Genomic DNA, 24,189 nt, shown 5'->3' on the forward strand with positions numbered 1-24,189 from the left:
ATAAATCAAGAGACATGAATAATGAGGTGTTAGAAAGGCTAAAAGAAGAATATGGGGAGGATGACGACCTGATTCAACTATATGAAGATTGGGGGGATACTCCCTATTTACATGAAATATATCATATACTGGATGAACATGCATCTGATTGGGTGTTGGAACGTGAATTAGGTAGTTGGGCGGCAGAATTTATTCTGGATATTTTGCAGGAGCATGAAGAGGATTTAGAAGAGATGCCGGAAACCGAGCGGGTTGCGTTATTTAAAGAGGAGATTGAGGAACGATATGCTGATTTCAAAAGCTGTCATCAGTTTGCCCGGGTAAACAATCTCTCCTTGGAGTACGAAGAAGACGAGGATACGGGGTGTGAGACATTGGACGAGTACATCGCAGAGAATGGGGAAGAGATCGGTTTTCCTAAATATTAATCCTCGCTGATCCGAGAGAAAAATGGATTGAATTTTAATTATATTACTCCTGTCCTGATGGCAGGAGTAAATTTTTATGGTATGTTGCTAGAATAAAAAAGTGGTAAAAGTACATTGACTTTTACCACTCCTCCTTTATTATATTCTAATCCAATCAGATTTCGATCTCGATCAATTTAGCCCCGGCAGTAACGGATTTCCCTTCTTGGGTCAGGATACGTTTTACTTTTCCGGCGTAATCACTTGTAATGTTGTTTTCCATCTTCATGGCTTCCAATACAAGTACGTTTTGTCCTTTACTTACAACATCACCCGGTTTAACGAGGATCTTGAAGATGTTACCCGGCATCGGAGCTTCAACCACTTTTCCGGTAATCGGTTCTTCTTTTTGAACTTCAGCGGTTTGTTGTGTTTGTTCCTCTTTATGCGTGGCCATATAACGGGCTTCTTTCTGTTTTGTCAAGAAGTTTTTGGCGACAGCAGGGAAAAGTTCCATCAAGAGGACTTCTTTCTCGTTCTCGGCCAATTTCACCCCACCGAATTCTGTTAACACGGGATTTTCCTGCATTTGATATTTTGACGTATCATACGGGGTCTCTTCACGGGTTCCGGCAATTTTCAGACGGAATTCCGGATCAACAGGTACCGGGGTCTTTCCGTATTCACCTTTTACCAAAGCCACGAATTGATTAGATACGTTAGAATACATCGGTTTACCATTCTTGATGTCCAAGGCACAGTTCACGGCTTGAGCGCCTACAATCTGACTGGTAGGAGTTACCAAAGGAGGAAGACCGGCTGCTAAACGAACCGTCGGGATTAATTTCATGGCATCTTCCAGAATATCCATGGAGTTCAATTGTTTTAATTGGGCTACCATGTTGGTGTACATACCTCCGGGAACTTCAGCTTTCTTCACGAGTTCGTTCGGTTTCGGGAAGTTGAAATAAGCTTCGATAGCATGACAAGCTTCCAACAATGCCTCTTCGTTGTTACTCTTGGCAGCAGCGATAGCATCATCGAATAATTTGTCAATGTTAGCCGGAAGTGTATCTGTAAGCGGGTTGAACGGATTCGGGAATTGTTTAACAGCATCGTATGCCTCCAATTCTTTACGAATCGTGTACAACTCTTTGTTGATCTTAGCAACAGCTTCCATGTTTACATCCAGTTCGATACCTAATTTCTTACAGAAAATGTAAATCAATTCGATAGCCGGAGCGGCAGGACCGCCCGCGAAATTCCAGATATTGGTATCAACGATGTCAACACCGTGTATAATAGCGGAAAGTACTGCACCTAATCCGTAGCCCGGGGTACAGTGAGTATGGAAGTCTACCGGAATCTTCAAATTGCTCTTGAATAATTGCATCATCTCGGAAATGCGAGCCGGGTTAATCAAACCACTCATATCCTTGATCGTGATCATGTCAGCTCCGAGAGCCTCCATTTCTTTTGCCTTATTCAAGAAATATTCGTTCGTGAACACGGGTTCGGGGTTCTTTTTCCCTTTTAACTTGTCCATCAAACTTAATTTCGGATATTTCGGGTCAATCGTGTAGCAAACAGCGCAATCAGCCATACCACCATATTTTTTCACGTATTTGATGGTCGATTTCACGTTGTTCACGTCGTTCAAGGCGTCGAAAATACGCATGATTCCTAAACCGGATTCGATAGCGTTTTTACAGAAACCTTCGATAATTTCATCCGTGTAAGGAGCGTAACCGAATAAGTTACGACCTCTGGAGAGGGCGGTCAACTTGGATACATCACCGATAACGGCTTTGATTTTTTCCAAACGATCCCATGGATTTTCGTTCAAATAACGCATTACAGAGTCGGGAACAGCTCCTCCCCATACTTCCATTGCGTAGAACTTAGCATCCTTGTAAAAAGGTAACACGCGGTCCACTTGATTTTGGTTCATCCGGGTTGCAAATGAAGATTGTTGACCGTCTCTAAGTGTAAGATCTCGAATTAGTAATTTTCGTGCCATGTTTTATAAGAATTAATTGTTATGTGTTCTTTTAAATTCTGGATCAAATCTATTGAAAAGAAAAGAAATTTCCTAATGATATTCTTGAAATATCAAAGAAAAACTAACAATTTTTTTGAATCCTCGAAAATATGATTTTAATTTGTAACTTGAGATCGGATGTTTTATCCGTAACTCTGGTGAAATTTAATAAGTACGTCATGGAAAGAATCGCAATATTCCCGGGATCCTTTGATCCGTTCACGATCGGACACGAAGAAATCGTGAAACGTGGATTAAAAATGTTTGATAAAATCGTTATTGCCGTGGGGATTAATGCGGTAAAAAAAGAATTCTTGGACGTGGATACCCGGATTGCCATCATTCGTAAAGTTTTCGAAGATGTAGATAATGTCATTGTCATGAGTTATTCCGGTCTGACAGTAGATTTTTGCGAGCAAATGGGAGCTAATTTCATTATTCGTGGTTTACGTACTGCTGCTGACTTCGAGTACGAACGTGCTGTCGGTCAGGCAAACAAAGCGATGGATTCTTCCGTGGAAACCGTTTTCCTTTTAACTTCTCCCGAACATACTTTTATCAGTTCAACCATCGTGCGCGATATCTTCATGAATGGAGGGAATGCCAATAAATTTTTACCAACAAACGTAACAATAGAAGATTTACGTCAATAAAAGAGAGAATTTGAAACATTTTAGTGTGTTTTTCCATATATATAAAGAGTATTAATAGATATTAGTACTGGGAAATTGTTTTATCTTTTGGAGAATAAGAATGTAGTAGTCAAGTGGTGTGAAATATAAATAAACGATCAATTATTGAAATACAAATTTACATTATTTTTTGACACTTGTAAAAAGATACTATTTTTTTTAATGGCTAATTATTAATACGTTTGAAAATTTTCGTAACGAATAGATAGGCAATCCTCTGAACATCATTAATTGATCGTTTGTTGAGGGGTTATGTTATTAAAAATAAAGTTTACATAAATGAAGTTAGGGGTGTAATGGATGGACGAGTTTGATAAAATATTGCAACTCTTGAAAAAAGGAGATCGACGAGGGTTAGAACTATTGTTCCACCATTTTTATAAACCATTGGTATTTTATGCCATGAATTTTCTTGTGCAACAAGAGGAGGCAGAGGATGCCGTACAAGAGGTTTTTATTAAGTTTTGGGAGGGAAAGCGTTTTCACGCTATAAAAAATAGTCTGCGTCCTTATTTGTATCAATCCGTGCGTAACTATTGTTTGAATTTGTTGGAAGGGAAAAAAGTGGTTCTTACGGAACCCATCAACTCGAGTATAGATATGGCCGAGAATGAATATTTAGATGAGTCGGAATGGAATACCCGTATTGATCAATTATATAAAGCGGTAGATCGTTTACCCGATCGGACGCGGGAAGTTTTTAAAAGAATCGTGCTGGACGGGAAACGGCATAAAGAAGTCGCAGAAGAATTTGAAATTTCCGTGACCACGGTAAAAACTCTTTTGGCAAGAGCATTAGCGGCTTTACGAGCCGAGTTAAGCGAAAAAACATATTCGATATTGTTACTCTTCGTGTAATTTTTTTGATTTTTTCTTCGAATTCTTGTCATCTATTTTTTCTTTTCTCCTGTCATAAGTATAGAACCAATGGAGAATAAATCATCATGTTACCAGAAAATATAGTACAATTGGCTTTGAAATCTCGTAAAGAGGGATTGACTGCAGGAGAGCGGGGATTTTTGAATCAGTGGCTTTTGGAGAACGTGGAATTGCAGGAAGAATTTCGCCAGTTGGTAGAGTGTGGTTCCGTGGTACAGGCGGATCGAGTATTTAAGGCCATTCAGATGAAAGATGCTTGGCAAAATGTGGAACAAAAACTTTCTTCCCGACCGGGTTGGAAAAAACGTCATCTGGCAATTCGTTGGAGCGTGGCAGCTGCGGTTGCAATTATGCTGACTACTGGAGGGATCCTGTTGATGCAGTCACCCGTAGAGACCGAGCCGGAGAAGTTAGCGCAAATAACCCCGGGAAGTTTGAAAGCCGTCTGGGTTTTAGAAGGTGGAGAGAAGTATGAGTTAAGCGAAAATCTGGGACGTGATATCACGAACAGCGGGGGAGCCACGATAGGTAAGGACTCTTTGAATACGTTGGTAATTCAAGGGGGTAACAGCGGGCAAAGGAGTACCGTGAGAGTTCCGGAAGGGGGAGAATACCGGGTGGTCTTGAGTGATGGAACGAAAGTGTGGATTAACTCGGGGAGTGAATTGACATTCCCGATGAACTTTGAAAAAGGAGAACGGGTGGTTGAATTGAAAGGAGAGGCTTATTTCGATGTTACTAAAAGTAAAGAATGGCCTTTTATCGTGCGTACTTGTCGCTCCAGCGTGAAAGTATTGGGAACCTCTTTCAATGTTTGCAGTTATGAAGAAGATTCTCTTGAACAGGTAACTCTGGAACAAGGTGGCGTGGAAGTGAAACATCACGACGAGACATACCTTTTGCATCCGGGAGAGCAGTTCGAATTAGACACGACAAATGAAGAGATTGAAGTGAAACCTGTAAACGTGAAACTATATACCTCATGGATTGACGGAATGTTCCGTTTCCATAATATGCCGTTGGACTTATTGACGGTGAAGTTGGAACGTTGGTATGATGTGCATTTTGTTTTCTCGAATGAAGATTGTAAAAACTACCGTTTCACCGGAGCCATTCGGAAAGATGTGGACTTTAATGAATTTATTCGTCTGATAGAACGGACGACAAATGTGAAATTTATTATAAATCAGAAGGATATAATAATACAAGAAAAATAAAAAGCAGGAAGTACGGCCATACTCCCCGCTTTGTTTAAATAAGATTCATGCTTTTTTCAAGAGCATGAGAGTACTAATTTCAAATACAAAAGTATGAAAAAAAAGAGAAACACTTGGTATCGTTACGGGAAAATACCATGTAAAAAAAGTTTATGTATCATGAGATTAACATTACTACTTATGATCGGTTTTGTGTTTCAGCTATCAGCAACGGGTGTGGCACAAAGCGTGAAGATCGAAAAACAGCACCAGACTTTGGAAACTGTATTTGAACAGGTTGAATCACAGACGGGCTTGTTGATCATGTTCAGCAATAACGAATTGGATGTGAATCGTAAAATAACTCTTGATGTTCGTAAATATACTTTGAATGAATTATTTCGTAAAGTGTTGGAGGGGACGAACATGGATTTCGACTTGGAACAGAATTACGTGATCATCCGTCCCGCCCGTCCGGTTGCCGTGCGGGACAGTGTGGTAAAAACGAATAAAATAAAAGGAGTTGTGGTGGATGCCCACGGGGAACCTCTTCCGGGCGTGACCGTTGTGGCCAAACGTGGGGAGATTCTAGTGACGGGAGCGGCTTCCGACGGGAGTGGTAAGTTCGAGATCGTGGTTCCGGCAGATATACGTGACTTGACGTTTACTTTTGTAGGGTATAAAACGGCCATTGTTCCGGTAGAATTGGATAAGGAAATGACCATACGTATGGAAGAAGAAGTGAGCGAGGTGGATGAGGTTGTTGTGACCGGTTATTTCACGAAATCAAAGTCCAGTTACACGGGAGCCGTGAAGAGCGTGACTGCCGAGCAGTTGAAAACCATCTCCGGTACGAACGTGGTTGCCGCATTGGCAGCCTTAACGCCCGGTTTGAATCTGGTAGAAAGAAGTGAGTTGGGGTCTAACCCGAATCACGTTCCGGAATTATTATTACGCGGTATGAGTTCTTTCTCTGACGGGACGACCCAAGTGAATCAACCGACGATCGTGCTGGATGGGGTTGAAATCAGTATGCAGGAATTGTACGATTTGGATATTAACGAGATCGAAAATATCACGGTGTTAAAAGATGCATCGGCAACGGCTCTTTACGGGTCTCGTGCTGCCAGTGGAGTTATTGTGGTGGAAAGAAAGAAACTGACGGAAGGCAGTATGCGGGTAGCTTATAATTTTACGGGTAACGTGCAATTCCCTTATCTGAAAGATTATGATATGCTGAATGCGGCCCAGAAATTGGAATACGAGCGTTTGGCAGGTTTGTACACGTCGGAAGTAAAAAAAGATGCTTGGGGAAATATCACGAATGAAGGAGAGCAATATGCGTTAGATAAATTATATAACGAGCGTTATCAAGAAGTGCAGCGGGGAGTAGATACCGATTGGTTGTCACAACCTGCCAGAACGGCTTTTTCTCACGATCACTCTTTGCGTTTGTATGGTGGAGCCTCCAATATTCGTTATGAACTGTCCGGACGTTTCAATAACGTGCAGGGAGTTATGAAAGAGGACTACCGTCGTCGTTATAACTTGGGGTTCAAATTGGAATATCACGTGCAGAACAAGTTGACGATGGCGAATCGTACCACTTATAGCGAGGTGAATTACAAGCAATCACCTTACGGTGCTTTTTCTAAATACGTGGAAATGAATCCTTATGATCGGATTTATGACCAGTACGGGGAATATAATAAAAATCTTTCTTGGGACTTGGACAATCCTTTGTACGAGGCTAGCTTGGGTAATTATGATATTTCAAAGGATAAATCCATCTCGAATACCACGGATTTTCGTTGGGAAATCAACAAATTGTTCCGTTTGTCGGGAAACTTTAATATCACGGTAACAAATTCTAATAACGAGGTATTTAGATCTCCCGATTCTCAAGATTTTAAAAATGAGACTGAACTTTCTAAAAAAGGTTCTTTGACCCAGAAAAATGGTAGTGGTGTGTCATACGCCGGAACCTTGACAGGGGCATTCAACCTGATGACCGATAATAACAGTTTGTATAGTGTGAATGCGGGTGTGGAAATCCGGAAGGAAACCAGCGAGTCCTCCACCATGACAGGAGTGGGCTTTTATGATGATGCGTTGAATTTCATGGGGCAGGCCGCTGGTTATTCGGATCAAAAACCGACGGGAACACAGGCCGTCAGCACGGAATTGGGATTTTTCGTGAATGGAAACTATATGTATAACAATCGTTATTATGCTGACGTGGTATATCGGGTGACCGGATCGTCAAAATTCGGGGCAAACAACCGTTACGGTAGTTTCTGGTCTGCCGGGCTAGGATGGAACATACATAACGAAAGTTTCATTACTTCAAATAAGATTGATATTTTGAAAATCCGGGGTAGCTTGGGATACACGGGTAAGGTGAATTTCTCTCCTTTCCAAGCGATGACCATGTATCAATTTTCCGGTGATCTGGAATATTTGAACGGAATCGGGGCTATCCCGCAAGGAATCGGTAATAAAGATTTAGGTTGGGAACGGGAACTTTCCTATAACGTGGGAACAGACATCAGTCTTTTTGATCGTCGATTGAATTTCACGTTTGACGTTTACTTGAAAAAGACAACCGACTTGGTATTGGATGCCTCTCGTGCGCCGTCCACCGGAACGACTTCTGCCAAAGAAAATATCGGGGAGATGGAAAACAAGGGACTGGAATTTCAGGTAGATGGTATGCTCGTGCAGAGAAATGATTTCTACTGGCAGGTTGCGGCTACCGGAAGTATGAACCGGAACCGGATCTTGAAAATAAACAGTGCCTTGAAGAAAGCGAATGAAGATGCCAATAAGGTAGATTCGAAAACTCCGCTGGCACAATACGAGGAAGGTGAATCCACCTCGGCATTGAAAGTGGTTAAATCCGCGGGAATTGATCCGGCAACAGGACAGGAAGTGTTTATTAAATTGAACGGGGAGAGAACCTTCGAATACTCCGCGGATGATAAATTCGTGATCGGGGATACAGAACCGAAATTCCGGGGAACCGTTTCAACGAACTTGTTTTACAAGGGATTCAGCTTGTATCTGTTAGGTCGTTATGAATGTGGCGCTTACTTGTATAACACGACTCGTGCCACGAAAGTGGAGGGTGCAGACCCGAAAAAGAATGCAGATAAACGAGTTTTCAGCAGTCGTTGGAAAAATCCGGGTGATATAGCTTTCTACAAGGATATCGCTGATTCTGAAGGATGGGGGGCGAACCCGAAACATACAGACCGTTTCGTGGAAAAAGAAAATGTGTTCACGTTGGGAACCGTGAATTTCGGTTACGAATTCAGACCGAACATCTGTTCCAAAATTGGGGTACGGAATTTACGTGTAGGAGTGAACTTGACGGACATCGTGCGTTGGTCAAACGTGAAAATAGAACGAGGGACCACTTATCTATATAGTAACGGGTTTGAATTCACGCTTAGTACAACATTTTAAAAGGAAAGATTATGAAGATAGGATTTAAAAATATAATGGTACTTTTAGCCTTAATCCTTGGGGGAAGTTCCTGTGACAGCTTTTTGGACGTGCAACCTAAAGGTGAGGTACTGGAAGGTGATTTACTGAAAGATGCAAAGGGATTTGAGAATGCCCTTTACGGGGTCTATGCCAAGATGGGGTCAACGAACTTGTACGGGCAGAATCTGAGTTATTCCGCTTTGGATCTGATGGCTCAATATTATACCTCTACAAATAACGAAGAGGTTGAGCCACTTATAAAATATGACTATACGAATACGAAAGCGGAAGATCTTTTTTATAATATCTGGTGTGATATGTATTCCAATATCGCCTATGCGAATAACGTGTTGGAACACTTGGAAAAATTCTCTCCTGCGGATATGCAATTTTACAATATCTATAAAGGAGAAGCCTTAGGTCTGCGCGCCTTTATGCATTTTGATCTGTTGCGTATTTTCAGCGAGCAAATCACGGTGAACGAAAGTGCTGACGGGATTCCTTATTCAACCCGGTTCTCCTTGTTTGCCCCAGACATTCTGAAATCTAAAGACGTGTACAAGCGGATTATTTCTGATTTGAGATCGGCAGAGCAATTATTGGATGACGAGGAACTGTATGCCTCAGCCTCTTCGAACGCTAATTTCCTGAAAGACCAGAATATCCATTTTAACTTACAGGCGGTGCAAGCGACTTTGGCAAGGGTTTACTTGACGGAAGGAACACTCGATAGTGCCTTGTATTACGCGCAGCAAGTGATACAAGCTCCCGGTCTTTCCCTGTTGGATTACACGGATATTGCCGGAGATCTGGCGGGAAAATTGTCATCCAAGGAAACGGTATTCGGAATTTATTCCAAGAATTTTGCCGAACCGGTGATCAAGATACTGCACAATTCCCAGACCGCGTATTCTTTCGAAATGCGTTATAATATTCAACAATTATACCAGATTAATGGGGCCGGGAATGATTACCGCTGGGGTGCATGGTACACGTATAACAACACGATAAAATACTGGAAACTGGATAAACTGACAGATACTTACGTGCTGAATAACACGGAATATAACCGTCCGGCAGGTGAGATCCGCGGAATCAACATGATACGCTTACCCGAAATGTATTATATCGCGGCCGAAAGTGCCTTGAAGTTGGGTAATTACGATCAAGCTCTTGATTATTTTAACGAGTTGTTGGAAAGTCGGGGATTAGTTGCTTTAGACGATAGACTTCCGGCTGAAACTTTGACCGTTGACAAGATCACGGATGATCGGTATAAAGAATTTGTCGGGGAAGGACAATCCTTCTACCACATGAAACGATTGAATCTGGATATTCTTAATGTCGAGGGGCAGACCGTAACAGCCGACAAGAAAATCTACGTGGTGGACATCCCGTCACAAGAGTTCGAATTTAGAAGATGAAATGGTAAATAGAAAACATATGAGAAACATAACATATATATTCACCGGTTGCCTGTTCGTGCTATTCGGCATGGGATTGATCTCCTGCAATGAACAGGATTACAAGTTGTTCGATTCTTCCCGTACGGGAATTTACTTCACGGAAGACAGTGTGGTGTATTCTTTCGGGGTGACGAAACTGGAAGTTACTTCCTACGAGATGAAACTCCCCGTGAAGATCATGGGGGCTCCGGTTAAAGAGGTGCGTTCTTTCAAGGTGGAAGCCGTGGCTGCCAAGACTACGGCAGAGGCGGGAGTACATTACACGTTGCCGACCGAATTAATTATCGAACCGGATTCCGTGAATGGCGTGTTACCGGTAACGGTATTGCGTGAACATCTGGGAAGTGACGGGTATTGGCAGGTGGCTTTCCGTTTGCTGTCAACGGATGATTTTGAACCGGAGGCAGAGGTCGGGACCGTGTCTATTGCTTCTTTCAACAATATCGTAGAACCTCCGCAATGGAAAGATTGGTCTGGCAAAGTCGTGTGGCCGAATTATAAGTTGGGGGTATGGGACCCCGTGAAATGGGTTAAATTCATGGAATATTTCCGGGCGATGGAACAGACAGCTCCGGCTACCTACAAGGGGATGGTGGATATGTACGGGCCGAATCTGGAAAATGTACAATACGGGTGGATGGACGAGTATAATTACGCCGCGACCAAGTACATTCTGATCCCGATGTATGACTTCTTTGCCGCGAACCCGGAATTATTGCAAAGCGGGAAGAATGATATTCCGAAACCGTATTGATGAAATGAATTATTCATGTAGTAAAAACAGATTATTATGAAGTGGAAATATCTATATATATGGCTAATAGGCTTATTGGCAATCGGTTGTTTTGATGATGACACGACTGTTGACACGGTTCGGATCTCCGAGATCGCCATTGATACCAATAGTTTACAGAAAGAGTATAACAGGGACAAAAATCAAACTCTGGTGATTGATATCACTCCTTATGTGACCCAGAAGGAAAAAGACCTTCCGTTGACGTTCCAGTGGGACATGGATTACAAGTTTTATTCGGATTCGTCCGTCCTGTACGTGGACTGTCAGGATTTGGGAACCTTCCCGATGCGGGTGAAAGTGAGTAACGAGCATAGTAGTGCGTTCTACGAGTTCAAGTTGCATATTAATTCTCCTTATGAAGAAGGAATTACGGTGTTGAGTGAAAGCGGCGACGGGACGGGTATGCTTTCTTTCATGCGTCAGATGGCTGACGGAACCATGGGAAATTTTGAAACTCATTGTTTGACAATGAATAATCCCGGAGAGGTATTCCCGAAATCCCCCACGGATATGGCAAAAAGATTATCTCAGTTGTTTATCAGCTATAAAAATGATCCTTCGGTTTACGTGGTCAATGCTAAAACGTTTGAATTGGAGAATATCGTGAAGGCTCCCGAGTTTTCAGATTTCCTTCCCGTGGTTATGATGTTACCAGACAACGAAGCTCGTACGGCTGTTGCCATATCTGAGAACGGCAAGGTTTATAATCTGGCCAGTATGGAAGGTTTGATTCTTACTCATACCATTTTGACTTCAACTTATTCCTCTGTTCAACACAGTTACTTCGGGGGGTATCAACCCTATTATTACCTGTGGGATGTAAACCAGCATACGATTTGTTATTACAATGGTTATACCGCCGAGTATTGCCAATATTTTGGTCCGATTTGGAATGGAGATCATGATGTAATTGCCATTTTTGAAAATGAGAAGGGTTCATCCTTTACTGTGTTGACCGAGTTGAACGGGGAGATATGGAAAACGTCTTTGAGTAACACGATTTATAAACTTGATGATAATTACCAGAAAGCTAGTGTCGATTATCGTGATGTGCAACGGGTGATAGCTAACCCGGTACTTAAAAAAGAGGATCCGAAAGTGGCCAGTCCTTCTTACCAGTGCTTGTTCTACGCACAAGGTAACAAGATTTATCGTTGGTACTATTCGTCCACTTCGTTCCCGACTGAATCGTGGGCCACGATTGATGATATTTCGAATGCAGAGATCACGACAATGGCGATCAGTCCGGATGAATCCCAAGTGTACGTGGGAGCTTATCGCTCGGATGAATCCGGAGAAAACGGGTATATCTATATCTACGACACGAGAACCGGTCGTCTGATCAATTCTTACAAGAACGTGGCCTACAAGCCGATAAAAATAATGTATAAGGTAAAATGAAATATGTAATCAGTATTTTTCTTCTGCTTGCAACCATCGGTTGCAGGCAGAAAGGCCCAGCGGAGATTACCGGAACGGTGAATCCGGGAGAATATTCGGAGTATCAATTATTTATTGTTGACGGGGGCAAGAGAGATTCTTTGACTGTTGACGCTCAAACAAGGTTTTTCTCGCTCCTGTTAAATTGCGATACTCCCCGGATTGTGACCTTAATGGGAATCGTGGGAACCGGACAAAACAAGTGGCCGTTCGAACAGGCATTGTATATTGAACCGGGAACAAAAGTCAAGCTTGACATTCAATTCAAGAATCGGCGGGCTGAAATGACCGCGGATAAAAAGGATCGGAACAACACGGCGTTGATCACCTATAATCGTTTTTACTTGGATAAAAGTCGGTCGATATGGGAGAATCCGCCCGTGGCGAGTGAATTAAAAAATAGCATGAGTGAAATCCATACTCGTGTGAATGACGTGACAGAAGAACTCCGGCCCGCCAATATGGTGGAGAGCTATCTGCGAATACAGGCTTATTTATCTTTTGCACAGGCTTTGGATGGCGTGACGTATATGTATTCCCGGAATGGCGAGGCATTACCTGATGGTATGAGAGAACTGATTCCCCCGGTTTACGAGGTGTTGGATGATCCGATGGCTTTGCGTTTTTATAACACGAATACCTTCGTGTTCAATTACCTGAAGAAAGAACGGGAGACCCCCGAAGAACAGATTCAACTATTGAAAGAGCGCTTTACGGTTAAGTCTATCGTGGAATCCGTGAGTCGTCTGGTCTTACAGAGCTTCGTGACAGATTATAATTATAAAAATGGTTTCGAAGAAGGTTTACAGCGTTTGAAAAACATGACCGCCGATCTAGGGGAAGAAGGGGGGAAACTGGTGAAAGATTTCGAATCCAAAAAATATTCCATGGAAGGAGCCGCTTTGCCCGACGTGACGTTGGAAGACGTGGATGGTAAAATTCACAGGCTAACGGATTTTCGAGGAAAATATCTTTACGTCGACTTATGGGCCTCGTGGTGCGGCCCGTGTTGTCAGGAAGTTCCCTACTTGCAGAAACTGGAAAAACAATTAAAGAATCCGGCGGTGGAATTTATCAGCATCTCGCTCGATACGAATAAAGAGGCATGGAAGAAAAAGATGAAACAATTGAACATGCACGGTCATCAATATATCGTGACCGGAGATCAATTCGCCACGATGATGAACATCAAGGGAATACCTCATTTCCTGCTTTACAGTAAAGACGGAACTTTGATGCAATACAAGGCGGATCGTCCCTCGTCAGGCGATAAAATACGAAATGTATTGACCCGGTTAAAATGAAAAAAAGCTTTTGCCCGGTTTGTTTATAAAGTTTGTTTTTTCTATAATGAAAAAGGGTTCCCCATGGAACCCCTTTTTCACACGAATGTGACTGAGTAATTGAATATTAAACGAGAGTTTTTTTAATTGCTTGCTTAAAAACTGAATCCACTCTGGAAAATGTTTGACTGGCTGTAAGGAACCAAGTTCCCGGAGAATGTCAATTCTCTTCCATTTGTGTTTGAGCTTACGGTTACTGTCGAGTAATTACTCCCGTAGCCGAGGCGAACGGTAACTTGAGCGAATAAAGCGGCGCCCATCACGTTGAACGTGTAAGTGATATTTCCGTTTTTGTCAACTCTTTCGTTAATGCTGGAAGGCCAGCCGGTGAGCGTGATCCCGCCTAAACCGTTCGGTCCGGGATTAAACCCGTTGAATGCCAATTGCAATGAAACTTGATTGTTGTCCATGGCCACGAAGTTCAAGTTGTTCGTTACGGGAATGGCTGCCCCGAAATTGTTAAACAACGTGTTGGCCTGTAATACCCAACTGTTACTTTTAAGTGCTTTAACCGCGTCTTGGTAGGCGATCATGTTTTGTTGCTCGCGAACCATTCTGTTGTGCATCCTCATGCATTCCCTGTGCGCCTTTCTTTTAGCCCGTAGTTCTTTTTTTGTTTGTGCTTGCATTGCAAAGTCACTGAACAGGAATGTAGTCATTGCCAATAAAAAAATAATTTTTTTCATAGCGTCTCTTTTTTATTTTATTCTGATTAGTTTAGTTTACGAATTGACATATCCTCTCACCATCTTCTGCTAGTCCTTGAAAGAATGACTAATAGAATATTCAAATTCTATGGCGTATACGTCACAAAATCGGGCAGGGTTATCCTTATGTCTTTAAAAAAGATTAATTTTATAAAGCGGGTCTTACAGGAAGGTTATATCGTTACAACTCTTCACTTTTCAATACACCCAAGGTAGGGGAAGACTTTTGACCGTCTGCGGTGGTTGCAAAACCATAAATTACCAGATGATGGGAATTCCAATCTTTAGGCAGCTCCCAGGTTGTTTCTCCGGCCTCGGCTCTGGTTCCCAATATCACTTTCCGGCTCCGTCCCATCTGGGTTTCATAGATTGCCCCGTATAAGCAGTCGTTTTTATACATGTAAGGCATTAACGGCTGTTTTTTCCACCGGAAGATGATCCGGCGCCCGGCATGGTCAATTTTTGCCTCGATTACCGGTAAAGCCAAGGGACCGTCGGAAATGGCCAGTTGTAGCGGGTCAATCGTTACGTTTAACTCGTCATCGACTTCAACTTTCCCCATGTTTAGAGCCAAAAAACGGTTGGATGCATCCTTTCTTGAAGAGGTGCAGAATCCGGAGGGTAAGATCGGGGTCAGATGGTGTTTGAAGAGCGATATGGTTTTCATGCGGGTTCTTTGCTTTAATTGTTGAAGAGTCTTCGCATCTTTCCGGGAGAAAATTTTCGCTCTTGCCACTTGTTTGTCTTTCAGCTTGTAGCTGGTCACGTTACCCACGGTTCCCGATAGGTTTTCGAATATAGTAGATTCAAAAATTGCCATAATACTTTTGTGTTAAGATTTCGTCACTTGAAAATGAATTCCGGGAGAGAAGTTTTTCAAATCATCCCGTCCGAAGAAACAGTATAGATGTGCGGTTTGCCATTCGCCTTCCGGTAGAGTAACTCGTGCGTAACCGTCTTTTCGTGGGGCATTAATATCTTCCAGTAATACTGGGGTATAAGGCTCGTTGTCAAATATTACGGCTACCATTAACCGATCGGTGGATTGTGCAGTGATCGAGCTGGAGTTATCCGTCCAATGCAGTTCCGCGGCATTGGGTTGGGTCTGTTTCATCGTGGTTCCGAAAGGCAATTGTTGGCTACCGTCCGAAAACTCCAGACGGGAGTAGTCGATGTAATTGTTTGCCCCGAACAGGTTCATGTTTTTGCCTAGGAACCAGTGATACCCCGAACGTTTCTCGTTATACCGGGCTGCTAGATTGCAGATTTCTTTTAACAGACTACCATCCAAAGCTTTGTACATGGTTTGCGCTCCCGGAAGTTTTGCCCGTTGCATCTGTTGTTTCTCACTTTTGGGATTGCTTACCTTTTTTGGCCTTTTCCGGATAAACGTTTCGTTACCCACCCGGTAAATGATGTATTTATCCAGCTTTCCCGATATGCCGTCCAGTAGAGAGTCTTTCAATGATGCCATACTTTTTTATTTTTCAAGTTCGGTTTATAAACGTGATCAAATCCGGTTCACAAGGTGATACTATCTTTATTGTAATTTATATATGTATATAAATCGATGTAAAGATAATATATTAAATTTATAAAAACAATAAAATAATAACTTATTTTTTATTATAAATAGCGTTGAATAGGAAATGAATGGGAGTTGAATGGGAGTTGGTATATTAAAAATACGATAAAAATTCATGTAAAATATTATATATTTTATAGAATAGGGGATTAAATGTTTTAGATCGTGGGAGCTTTGGCGTATCAAGTAGAAAAGGAGCTGTCCAAAAAGTCATTTTTCAAACTCCCTCCCCCCTTCGGGGTACTCCCTCTATAAACAGAGGGAGAGTTGAAATACTCCCTGTCTTGGGTAAAGGCACCAGTTTATCCTCTGTTTATAGAGGAGATGGCACGAAGTGACGGAGGAGTTTTTGGAGGATAAAATGACTTTTGGGACAACCCCCTTTCATTACTACGAAATTGTAGCGGGTTTGTTCAATGTTGGATATGATAGTCGCTAGCTAGCAATTCTTCGCAATGGCTGGCGATAAAACAGATGATTTCTAATCCGTGGCAATCCATTCTTTGTCGTACTGGAAAGCACAACATGAATTATCCGGGGTCATGCAGAGTTTTCCCACCATCCTGTCGTGATAAAGTACATTTAGTTTATTGGTCCATTTCATTTCGTACTCGCTTTCTGTTTTTGTTTCTATTGATTGTTTCCAACTCTTCCATCGTGTTGTAGAGAGGGCGGGACAATAATTCTTTAATATCTTTGCTGTAACCTAATGCTTTGGCCATTGACACGAAAGCTGCTAGAGATATGGTATGTTTCTGTTCGAATTTGGCAATCGTGGGAGTGGGTACGCCGCTTAGCTTGGAAAGGGCGTCTCTTGATAGTCCTTTTTCCAATCTTCGTTGATGCAAATTTCTAGCTAGAATTTCCAGTAATTCATCCGGGGTGTCTAAATCAAAGTCGTATATTAAATTCATACTATAATATCTCTTATATGAATATTTCGTATTTATGGAATACGATAATATTCATTACAAATGATAATAATTTCTTTTTATTGAAAGAAATGTCACGGGGAATTACCGGGAAAAGTAACTTCCCGGTAATTCTCGGAGATTGTATCGTGAGGCCATGACTTCTCCGTATGCACCACAGGAGTGAATGGCGATCAAGTCTCCTCGGTTGGTGAGGGGTAGTTCCCGGTCTTTGCCGAAACAATCAGATGATTCACAGATAGGGCCAACCACGTCGTATTTTTCATGTTCTCCCACGGAGGTCAAGTTTTCTATCCGGTGGAAAGCTTGGTAGAGTGCCGGACGTAAAAGGTCGTTCATTCCCGCATCCAAGATGACGAACTTTTTATGTTTCCCTTCCTTCACGTACAGGACACGAGAGATAAGGGAACCGCATTGTCCGACAAGGGATCGGCCTAGTTCGAAATGAAGTTGCTGACCCGGCTGGGCCTCGAAGAAATCAGCAAAAATTTGAAAATAAGAGGCAAAGTCGGGAATCAGACCACACGTGGGGCAATCGTAATTGATGCCTAATCCACCGCCGAAGTTCACGTGAGGGAGAATGATTCCCTGTTCTTTCAGGCGGGATTGTATTTCGTTTACTCTCAAACAAAGTCCTCGGAATACCGTGAGATCGGTGATCTGGGAGCCGATATGAAAATGTAGTCCGATAAGCTTGATGTGTTCCATTTCCCGGCAGGCCGTGATGGCGTGGTCGAGGTCGTAAAGGTAGAACCCGAACTTGTTTTCTTCGATTCCCGTGGTGATGTAATGATGCGTGTGGGCATCCACGTTGGGGTTTACCCGAAGAGCAACAGAGGCTTTTTTCCCCATTTCTCCGGCCAGCATGTTGATCACCTCTATTTCGGGTAAAGATTCGCAGTTGAAACAAAATATCTCTTTTTCAAGAGCCAGCCGGATTTCCTCGTCGCTTTTCCCGACTCCGGCATACACGATCTGTTCCGAGGGAAAACCACTTGCTACGGCTTGAGCCACCTCGTTACCACTCACGCAGTCCGCACCAATTCCGTGGCTTTGAATGATGTCAAGAATGTGTGGGTTGGCATTCGCTTTTATCGCGTAATGCAAATTGAATCCATGTTCGTTAGCTGCTTGGGAGGCGGCTTGAAGCGTGGCTTGTAGAAGAGTCGTGTCGTAGTAGTAAAACGGGGTCTTCAAGGTTTGAAATGTTTTGATGGTTTCTATATTCATGTGGGTCGGTTTATGAACTCATTTATTTAATAATCTTTCGCTAAGAGCCTCAAGTGCTTTTTGCTTGTCTGCTTGTTTCACGAGTAGAGAAATACTGTGTTCGCTGGCCCCGTAGGAGATCATGTGCAGGGGAATATCTTCCAGTGCGGTGAGAGCCCGAGCCGCGAGTCCGCTATTATTGATCGAGCAATCCCCGACGATGCAGATGATGGAAAGAGATTCTTCGACCTCGATTGTGCCGTATTTCGTGAGGTCTTTTTTGATGTCTTCCAAGTGGCATGTACTGTCGATCGTGAGAGATATGGCAACTTCCGACGTGGCAATCATGTCGATCGGGGTTTTCCATGATTCGAATATTTCGAATACTTTCCGTACAAAACCGTAAGCGAGCAGCATGTTGCTGGATTTGACTTTTATGGCCGTGATCCCGTCTTTTGCCGCCACGGCTTTGAAATCTTTGATCGGGCTTTCTTTCGTGATCAGGGTTCCTTCGTCACTTGGGTTCATCGTGTTTTTCATGCGGACGGGGATATTGGCTTTTTTAGCGGGCTGAATACTTGACGGGTGGAGAATCTTTGCCCCGAAATAGGCAAGTTCGGCTGCTTCATCAAAAGATAGAGAACGAATGGCTTTCGTATTTTTCACGTACCGCGGGTCGCTGTTATGTACGCCGTCAATGTCGGTCCATATCTGAATTTCATCCACTTTGAGCGCGGCCCCGATTAGTGCGGCCGAGTAATCACTCCCCCCTCTTTTCAGGTTGTCTATTTCCCCGTAAGCGTTTCGGCAGATGAATCCTTGGGTGATGATAATACGTTCCGTGGCCGGGTTGGATAATAGTCGTTTTAAGTTTTGCTCGATATAAAAATAGTCCGGTTCACAGTCTTTGTCGATACGCATGAAATCCAAAGCGGACAGGAGCGTGGAAGGTATACCTTGTTCTTGTAAATAATAGTGCATTAGTGTGGTGGAAATGATCTCTCCTTGTGCAACAACGGCTTTTTCCTGTAACGGGTAAAAGTCCTTGTTGATGAATGAGCGGAGATAGGTGAAGATGGTTTGTACAAATTCTTGTCCCCGGTGCTTGAATTCTTCGGTACTGTAAAGGTCGCTAATGGTCATTAGGTAATCCAGTTCGAGATTTTGGATTGTCGTCAAAGCTTCCTGCCTATCATTGCGGTACAGATAGTTAGTTATGTCTACTAACGTGTTGGTCGTTCCGGACATGGCCGAAAGAACGACAATTTTGGGTTGGTCATCCGAGATTAATTTTGCCACTTCTTGAATTCGTTGCGCGGAGCCAACCGAGGTTCCTCCAAATTTTAATACGTTCATAAATTTATTGTTTTTAAATCATTTATTTCTTTACATGAAAAAAGCCCGTGTATTCACACAGGCTTTTTTCGACAGTTTTTTGACAACAGTGCGTTAGCCTGCAAAAAGCCTTTGCATGCACATCATCTGTTTATAGTTATTAGTATACCTTGTTTTCATTCTTCTTTTGGGTTTTTCACGATGCAAATATTGCATATTGAAATTGAAAAAGCAAGCCTTTGTTAAAATATTAACAGATATGTGGCTACGCCACGTTACAAGTTACAGGTTGGCAAGTTTCAAGTTCTTTTTTAACAACCTGCGCTGACCTGTAACTTTCCGCAAAAGTTATCTTTTGTGGAAAATGACGGCAGTCCAGTTGTCTTTTACTTTGTTGGATTGATAGGTTAGTTGCAAAAGTTCGGCTTTCTCGCGAATAACGGGAATATCTTCGGTGTAAAATCCGCTCATGATGAGGTAGCCGTTGTCATTAAGCACGTTCACGTATGCGGGCATATCATTCAATAATATATTCCGGTTGATATTGGCCAAGATGATGTCATAGTGTTCTGCCCCGTCTAGTAAAGTTGCATCCCCGATAAGAACACGTATATTGTTCATGTTGTTGGTGGCAATGTTTTCCATGGCGTTGTTGTAAGCCCATTCGTCAATGTCGATGCCGGTAACCGATTGGGCTCCAGCTTGTACGGCCATGATAGATAGAATTCCAGTACCACATCCCATGTCAAGGACTTTTTTGCCGGAGAAATTAGGTTTCATGTCTAAGATCGTTTCCAGCATGAGAGCAGTCGTGGCATGATGACCCGTGCCAAAACTCATTTTCGGGTCAATGATGATTTCGTGTTCGATGTTTTTAATCGTGGGATGGAATCCGGCTCTTACCAGAATCCGGTCTTGCACGAGGATAGGCGTGAAGTTTTCTTCCCAAATTTTATTCCAGTCTTGGTTCTCGATTTCTGCTTTTTCCCAGGTGATTGTGTATAGGGACTGGAAGAAAGAAAGGATTTCTAATGACTTTACTTGTTCTTCGTTGAAGTTTTTGCTTGGTATGTAAGCTTTGAAACCGTCATCCGAGTATGAAAAACTGTCGTATCCGAGGTCGCCGAGTTCGGCAATAATCGCATCTGCAATGTCCTCCACGTAAGGGGAGATATGGAAAGTGAGTTCTGTATAAAACATGCTATCTGATTTTTTTGCAAATGTAGCAAAAAATCAGATAGCTATGCTCTTCACATGATTTTCTCTAGTTTATCGAGAGATTGAGCTATTTCTTGATCAGAAAGCTCGAAGTTCTGGAGATTTCCCCCAAGGTATTGTTCGTAGGCGTAGAGATCAATCATACCATGTCCGGATAGATTGAACAGGATAGTTTTGGCTTTTCCTTCGGCTTTGGCAATTTTCGCCTCCCGAATCGCTTGTGCTATGGCATGAGTGGATTCAGGTGCAGGAATTATCCCTTCGGTCTTGGCAAATAATATTCCGGCCTCGAAGGTCTCCAGTTGCGGAATGGCAACGGCCTCCATCAGTTTGTCCTTGAGTAATTGACTGACGATAACCCCGGCTCCGTGATAGCGTAAGCCTCCGGCATGGATACTTGCGGGTTGAAAATCATGTCCCAGCGTGTACATGGGAAGTAAGGGGGTTAACCCGACGGTATCACCGAAATCGTATTGGAACTGACCACGGGTTAATTTTGGACAGGATTGTGGTTCTACGGCAATTACCCGGGTATGTTTTCCTTCCTTCAAGTTCCTGCGGATGAATGGAAAACTGATTCCGGCGAAGTTTGAACCTCCCCCGAAACACCCGATCACGATGTCTGGTTCATCTCCCGCTTTTTCCATCTGGAGAAGTGCTTCCTCGCCGATGATAGTTTGATGTAATAATACGTGATTTAGCACGCTCCCCAGGGAGTAATTGGTTAGGGGATCTTGTGCGGCAAGCTCGACAGCTTCTGAAATGGCAATACCTAGGCTACCGGCCGAATCCGGATATTCTCGTAGGATTTTTCTTCCGGCTTCTGTCAAGTTACTCGGTGACGGTATCACGTCTGATCCCCACGTGTTCATCATCAACTTACGATAGGGTTTCTGGTTGTAGCTTACTTTTACCATGAACACTTTCAGGTCCAGACCGAAATGTTGGCAGGCAAAGCTTAATGCTGTACCCCATTGCCCCCCGCCGGTTTCTGTGGTGATGCGTTTGATGCCTTGTTTGTAATTGTAATAGGCTTGTGCGATGGCCGTGTTTGGTTTGTGAGAGCCGGCGGGGCTTGTTCCTTCGTTTTTGAAATATATTTTTGCGGGAGTGTCCAAGGCTTTTTCTAAAGCATAGGCTCGTACGAGAGGGGTCGATCTCCATATTTTGTACAAGTCTTGGACTTCATCGGGGATCTCGATGTAGCGTTCGGTAGCGAACTCCTGCTTTGCCAATTCTTGGGCAAATAGCGGGTAAAGGTCTTCCGGTTTTAACGGTTGTTTTGTTCCCGGATGAAGAGGGGGAAGGGGTTTGTTGGGCATGTCGGCCACGATGTTATACCATTGGATTGGCATTTCTTGCTCGGTGAGCATAAATTTTTTGATTGGTTTCATGATTTTTGATTTAAAAAAGGTGAATAAAAAAGAGAGCCTACTGTTTGTAAACAATAGGCTCTCTCTATATCTAATTATGCAATACAATCACATAACCTCATTGTTTACTATGAAGTTTAAAGAGGTGCCACCACCAAGTTTGGGCTATGTGTTGATTGTATATCATGCTTTTTTATTTTATGAGGACAAAGCTATATAGAGATTTTCTTTTTTCCAAATTCTATCGTAAAAATAATGTTGTTAAATGAAATTTAATGCTTACATTTGCAGCATCCCACTCGAATTGAAGTTATAAAGACGTGTATTGCACAAAAGAGATTGCCTCCGGTGTGCATGGCACGTCTTTTTTGTTAAATTCAGAGTGGGATCTAATTTAATAAAGAGCCGGAGGCATTTCTTAATAAAGTTAGTTAAACGTTTGTTTTGAAGTTATTGTTATGTTTTTGCATAACAATTTTCGAAAATTCTAAATTGTCTTTGGTGGGGCCGTGATGGTGACCCACCTTTTTGTAACCTATACCGTCTTGATTACGTATAATTTCACGTTGAATTTCTAGCTAAACTAAATTTGAATATGATGAAAACTTTTGGAAGAATTGGATGGATTTGCATGATGGTGGTTACTGCAACTTTGATGTTTGTTTCTTGTGGGAATAGTCAGAAAAACAAGGTGCAGTCGGGGAAACAAGTACAAGAACCGGTAGGAGCCGTCGTGGAGGAGTCGGAAGTTGTCGTGGAGGTAGATAGTATTACACCCGATTCAACCACTCTGAACGCTAAAAGATAAAAGCTAAAAACTAAGAGTTAGTATTAATTCTTTTATCTTAAAGAAAAGCTCCCGGGAAACCGGGAGCTTTATCTTTAAAGTATCATCTGTGGCATGAATTCGAAACTGTTGTATTGGGGACGTAATCTCTCCGTATTGTAGAATTTGGGAACATCCACGATCTTTTTACTGCTGGTTACAATCTCGATCGGGGCGTTGTCATAGCGTCCGTTTCTTAGGATAACTAACCTGCCGTGTAATCCTTTGTTGATTAAATCTAGGGCAAGGTTCCCGTATGCCATAGGTACGATGGAATCCAGTGCATCCGGATCTCCACAGCGAACCAGATAGCCCAGTCTTTGCGTGATGGTGTTGATTACTTGTCCGTGGTTAAACTGTGGGGTAAGTTCTTTTAATTGTTGAGAGATCATGTTTCCGATACCTCCCAGTTTTTTATGTCCGAACATGTCTGTTTCTTCACTTTGGAAAATCATGTTGCCACCGGAAAAAGTGGCTCCTTCGGATACGAGAACCACCGAGTATTTGCTGGGATTCGTGAAACGATCCTCGCAAAGTAGTTCGGTCAGACGTTCGATGTTAAATTCGTATTCCGGAATCACACAACGGTTGGCAGCTCCGGCTAAGGTTGGTAGCATAGCCGTGAACCCTGCATAACGTCCGAAGACTTCCAGAACCAGTATTCGTTCGTGAGATCCGGCTGATGTCCGGAGATCATGCGTGAGGGCAATCGTACGGGTGATGCAGGTGCTGAACCCGATACAGTAATCTGTTCCGGGAACGTCGTTGTCCATGGTTTTGGGTATGGCCACGACTTTCACGCTTTCCTTGCTCAAGCGTACCGCATAACTCAACGTGTCGTCACCCCCGATCGGGATCAAGTAGTCAATACCCATGAACTCTAGGTTCTTTAATACTTCCGGGGTCAGATCGTTGATGTCGTTCGAGTATCTATCCTGTAAATGCTTGGGTACATTTGCCTTAGGTACGTGGGAAGCCCTAGTTCTGGATGTGTGCAGGAAAGTACCACCGGTGCGTCCGGCCTTGTTCACGATTTCCTCTGTTAATTCAAAAAAATTACCGGAGTTGTCATATTGTGGATCTCGTACGATGTCAATCAGGCCACCCCAGCCTCTTTTGATTCCAATAACTTTATAGCCTTCGCGCAGGGCTCGAATAGTTACCGCTCTGATGGCTGGATTTAGGCCGGGAACGTCTCCTCCGCCGGTGAGTATCCCTATAATTCCTCTGTTTTTTTGTTGTCCCATAATGTAGT

Annotated in this window: 21 protein-coding genes; 10 read left to right on the forward strand and 11 right to left on the reverse strand. The window is 42.9% G+C overall.

What is annotated here, in order from left to right; all coding sequences use genetic code 11:
- Window positions 1-14 precede the first annotated feature (14 nt).
- The gene (locus R8806_RS18980; RefSeq protein ID WP_124315963.1) at window positions 15-428 is read left to right on the forward strand and encodes a hypothetical protein; all 414 of its coding nucleotides are present in this window, start codon (window positions 15-17) and stop codon (window positions 426-428) included.
- 154 nt (window positions 429-582) lie between these two features.
- Here the strand turns inward: R8806_RS18980 and R8806_RS18985 are convergent, their stop codons facing one another.
- A complete protein-coding gene (locus R8806_RS18985) occupies window positions 583-2,427 on the reverse strand; it encodes a biotin/lipoyl-containing protein (protein ID WP_124315962.1) in 1,845 nt (614 codons plus the stop codon).
- Between the two features lie 200 nt (window positions 2,428-2,627).
- Between R8806_RS18985 and coaD the strand changes: the two genes are divergently transcribed.
- From coaD to R8806_RS19025, 8 genes are all read left to right on the forward strand, one after another.
- Complete coding sequence (gene coaD, locus R8806_RS18990) at window positions 2,628-3,101, forward strand: pantetheine-phosphate adenylyltransferase (protein WP_027202944.1); 474 nt, start codon at window positions 2,628-2,630, stop codon at window positions 3,099-3,101.
- 369 nt (window positions 3,102-3,470) lie between these two features.
- The gene (locus R8806_RS18995) at window positions 3,471-3,998 is read left to right on the forward strand and encodes a sigma-70 family RNA polymerase sigma factor (RefSeq protein ID WP_229783047.1); all 528 of its coding nucleotides are present in this window, start codon (window positions 3,471-3,473) and stop codon (window positions 3,996-3,998) included.
- An 86-nt stretch (window positions 3,999-4,084) separates the two neighbouring features.
- Window positions 4,085-5,236, forward strand: coding sequence for a FecR family protein (locus tag R8806_RS19000; RefSeq protein WP_124317612.1), 1,152 nt, complete (start codon window positions 4,085-4,087; stop codon window positions 5,234-5,236).
- A 93-nt stretch (window positions 5,237-5,329) separates the two neighbouring features.
- Window positions 5,330-8,683: a SusC/RagA family TonB-linked outer membrane protein gene (locus R8806_RS19005; RefSeq protein ID WP_124317611.1), complete on the forward strand. Its 3,354-nt coding sequence runs from the start codon at window positions 5,330-5,332 to the stop codon at window positions 8,681-8,683.
- 11 nt (window positions 8,684-8,694) lie between these two features.
- Window positions 8,695-10,128, forward strand: coding sequence for a RagB/SusD family nutrient uptake outer membrane protein (locus R8806_RS19010; RefSeq protein ID WP_124317610.1), 1,434 nt, complete (start codon window positions 8,695-8,697; stop codon window positions 10,126-10,128).
- 19 nt (window positions 10,129-10,147) lie between these two features.
- A complete protein-coding gene (locus R8806_RS19015) occupies window positions 10,148-10,924 on the forward strand; it encodes a DUF4843 domain-containing protein (RefSeq protein ID WP_167513948.1) in 777 nt (258 codons plus the stop codon).
- A 36-nt stretch (window positions 10,925-10,960) separates the two neighbouring features.
- Window positions 10,961-12,367 carry a hypothetical protein gene (locus tag R8806_RS19020; protein ID WP_124318190.1) on the forward strand — a complete coding sequence of 469 codons (1,407 nt, stop codon included), beginning with the start codon at window positions 10,961-10,963 and terminating at the stop codon, window positions 12,365-12,367.
- On the forward strand, window positions 12,364-13,710 hold the full coding sequence (locus R8806_RS19025; RefSeq protein WP_124318191.1) for a TlpA family protein disulfide reductase: 1,347 nt from the start codon (window positions 12,364-12,366) through the stop codon (window positions 13,708-13,710). The genes R8806_RS19020 and R8806_RS19025 overlap by 4 nt, the downstream gene beginning before the upstream one ends.
- Before the next feature lie 134 nt (window positions 13,711-13,844).
- On the opposite strand, the gene R8806_RS19030 is transcribed toward R8806_RS19025, so the two are convergent.
- The 9 genes from R8806_RS19030 to R8806_RS19070 form a co-directional block, all read right to left on the reverse strand.
- Complete coding sequence (locus R8806_RS19030) at window positions 13,845-14,435, reverse strand: DUF4251 domain-containing protein (protein WP_087419841.1); 591 nt, start codon at window positions 14,433-14,435, stop codon at window positions 13,845-13,847.
- Between the two features lie 202 nt (window positions 14,436-14,637).
- Window positions 14,638-15,276: a hypothetical protein gene (locus tag R8806_RS19035; RefSeq protein WP_124318401.1), complete on the reverse strand. Its 639-nt coding sequence runs from the start codon at window positions 15,274-15,276 to the stop codon at window positions 14,638-14,640.
- 12 nt (window positions 15,277-15,288) lie between these two features.
- The gene (locus tag R8806_RS19040) at window positions 15,289-15,930 is read right to left on the reverse strand and encodes a DUF6266 family protein (protein ID WP_124318402.1); all 642 of its coding nucleotides are present in this window, start codon (window positions 15,928-15,930) and stop codon (window positions 15,289-15,291) included.
- Window positions 15,931-16,522: 592 nt separating this feature from the next.
- The gene (locus R8806_RS19045; protein WP_221230359.1) at window positions 16,523-16,645 is read right to left on the reverse strand and encodes a HipA N-terminal domain-containing protein; all 123 of its coding nucleotides are present in this window, start codon (window positions 16,643-16,645) and stop codon (window positions 16,523-16,525) included.
- A complete protein-coding gene (locus tag R8806_RS19050; RefSeq protein ID WP_124318481.1) occupies window positions 16,629-16,955 on the reverse strand; it encodes a helix-turn-helix domain-containing protein in 327 nt (108 codons plus the stop codon). Before R8806_RS19050 ends, R8806_RS19045 begins: the two co-directional genes overlap by 17 nt.
- Window positions 16,956-17,057: 102 nt before the next feature.
- The gene (gene lysA, locus R8806_RS19055) at window positions 17,058-18,203 is read right to left on the reverse strand and encodes a diaminopimelate decarboxylase (RefSeq protein WP_124316237.1); all 1,146 of its coding nucleotides are present in this window, start codon (window positions 18,201-18,203) and stop codon (window positions 17,058-17,060) included.
- 18 nt (window positions 18,204-18,221) lie between these two features.
- Window positions 18,222-19,538 carry an aspartate kinase gene (locus tag R8806_RS19060; RefSeq protein WP_118305589.1) on the reverse strand — a complete coding sequence of 439 codons (1,317 nt, stop codon included), beginning with the start codon at window positions 19,536-19,538 and terminating at the stop codon, window positions 18,222-18,224.
- Between the two features lie 327 nt (window positions 19,539-19,865).
- Window positions 19,866-20,717: a 50S ribosomal protein L11 methyltransferase gene (gene prmA / locus R8806_RS19065; protein ID WP_124316236.1), complete on the reverse strand. Its 852-nt coding sequence runs from the start codon at window positions 20,715-20,717 to the stop codon at window positions 19,866-19,868.
- A 50-nt stretch (window positions 20,718-20,767) separates the two neighbouring features.
- Entirely contained in the window at window positions 20,768-22,129 is a 1,362-nt protein-coding gene (locus tag R8806_RS19070; RefSeq protein ID WP_124316235.1) for a TrpB-like pyridoxal phosphate-dependent enzyme, read from the reverse strand.
- A 574-nt stretch (window positions 22,130-22,703) separates the two neighbouring features.
- Between R8806_RS19070 and R8806_RS19075 the strand changes: the two genes are divergently transcribed.
- A complete protein-coding gene (locus tag R8806_RS19075) occupies window positions 22,704-22,916 on the forward strand; it encodes a hypothetical protein (protein WP_124316234.1) in 213 nt (70 codons plus the stop codon).
- Window positions 22,917-22,990: 74 nt separating this feature from the next.
- Here the strand turns inward: R8806_RS19075 and R8806_RS19080 are convergent, their stop codons facing one another.
- Window positions 22,991-24,181, reverse strand: a complete 1,191-nt coding sequence (locus R8806_RS19080) for a 6-phosphofructokinase (protein ID WP_124316233.1) — start codon at window positions 24,179-24,181, stop codon at window positions 22,991-22,993.
- Between the last annotated feature and the right edge of the window lie 8 nt (window positions 24,182-24,189).

The organism is Butyricimonas faecihominis, assembly GCF_033096445.1.
GTDB classification, from domain to species: domain Bacteria; phylum Bacteroidota; class Bacteroidia; order Bacteroidales; family Marinifilaceae; genus Butyricimonas; species Butyricimonas faecihominis.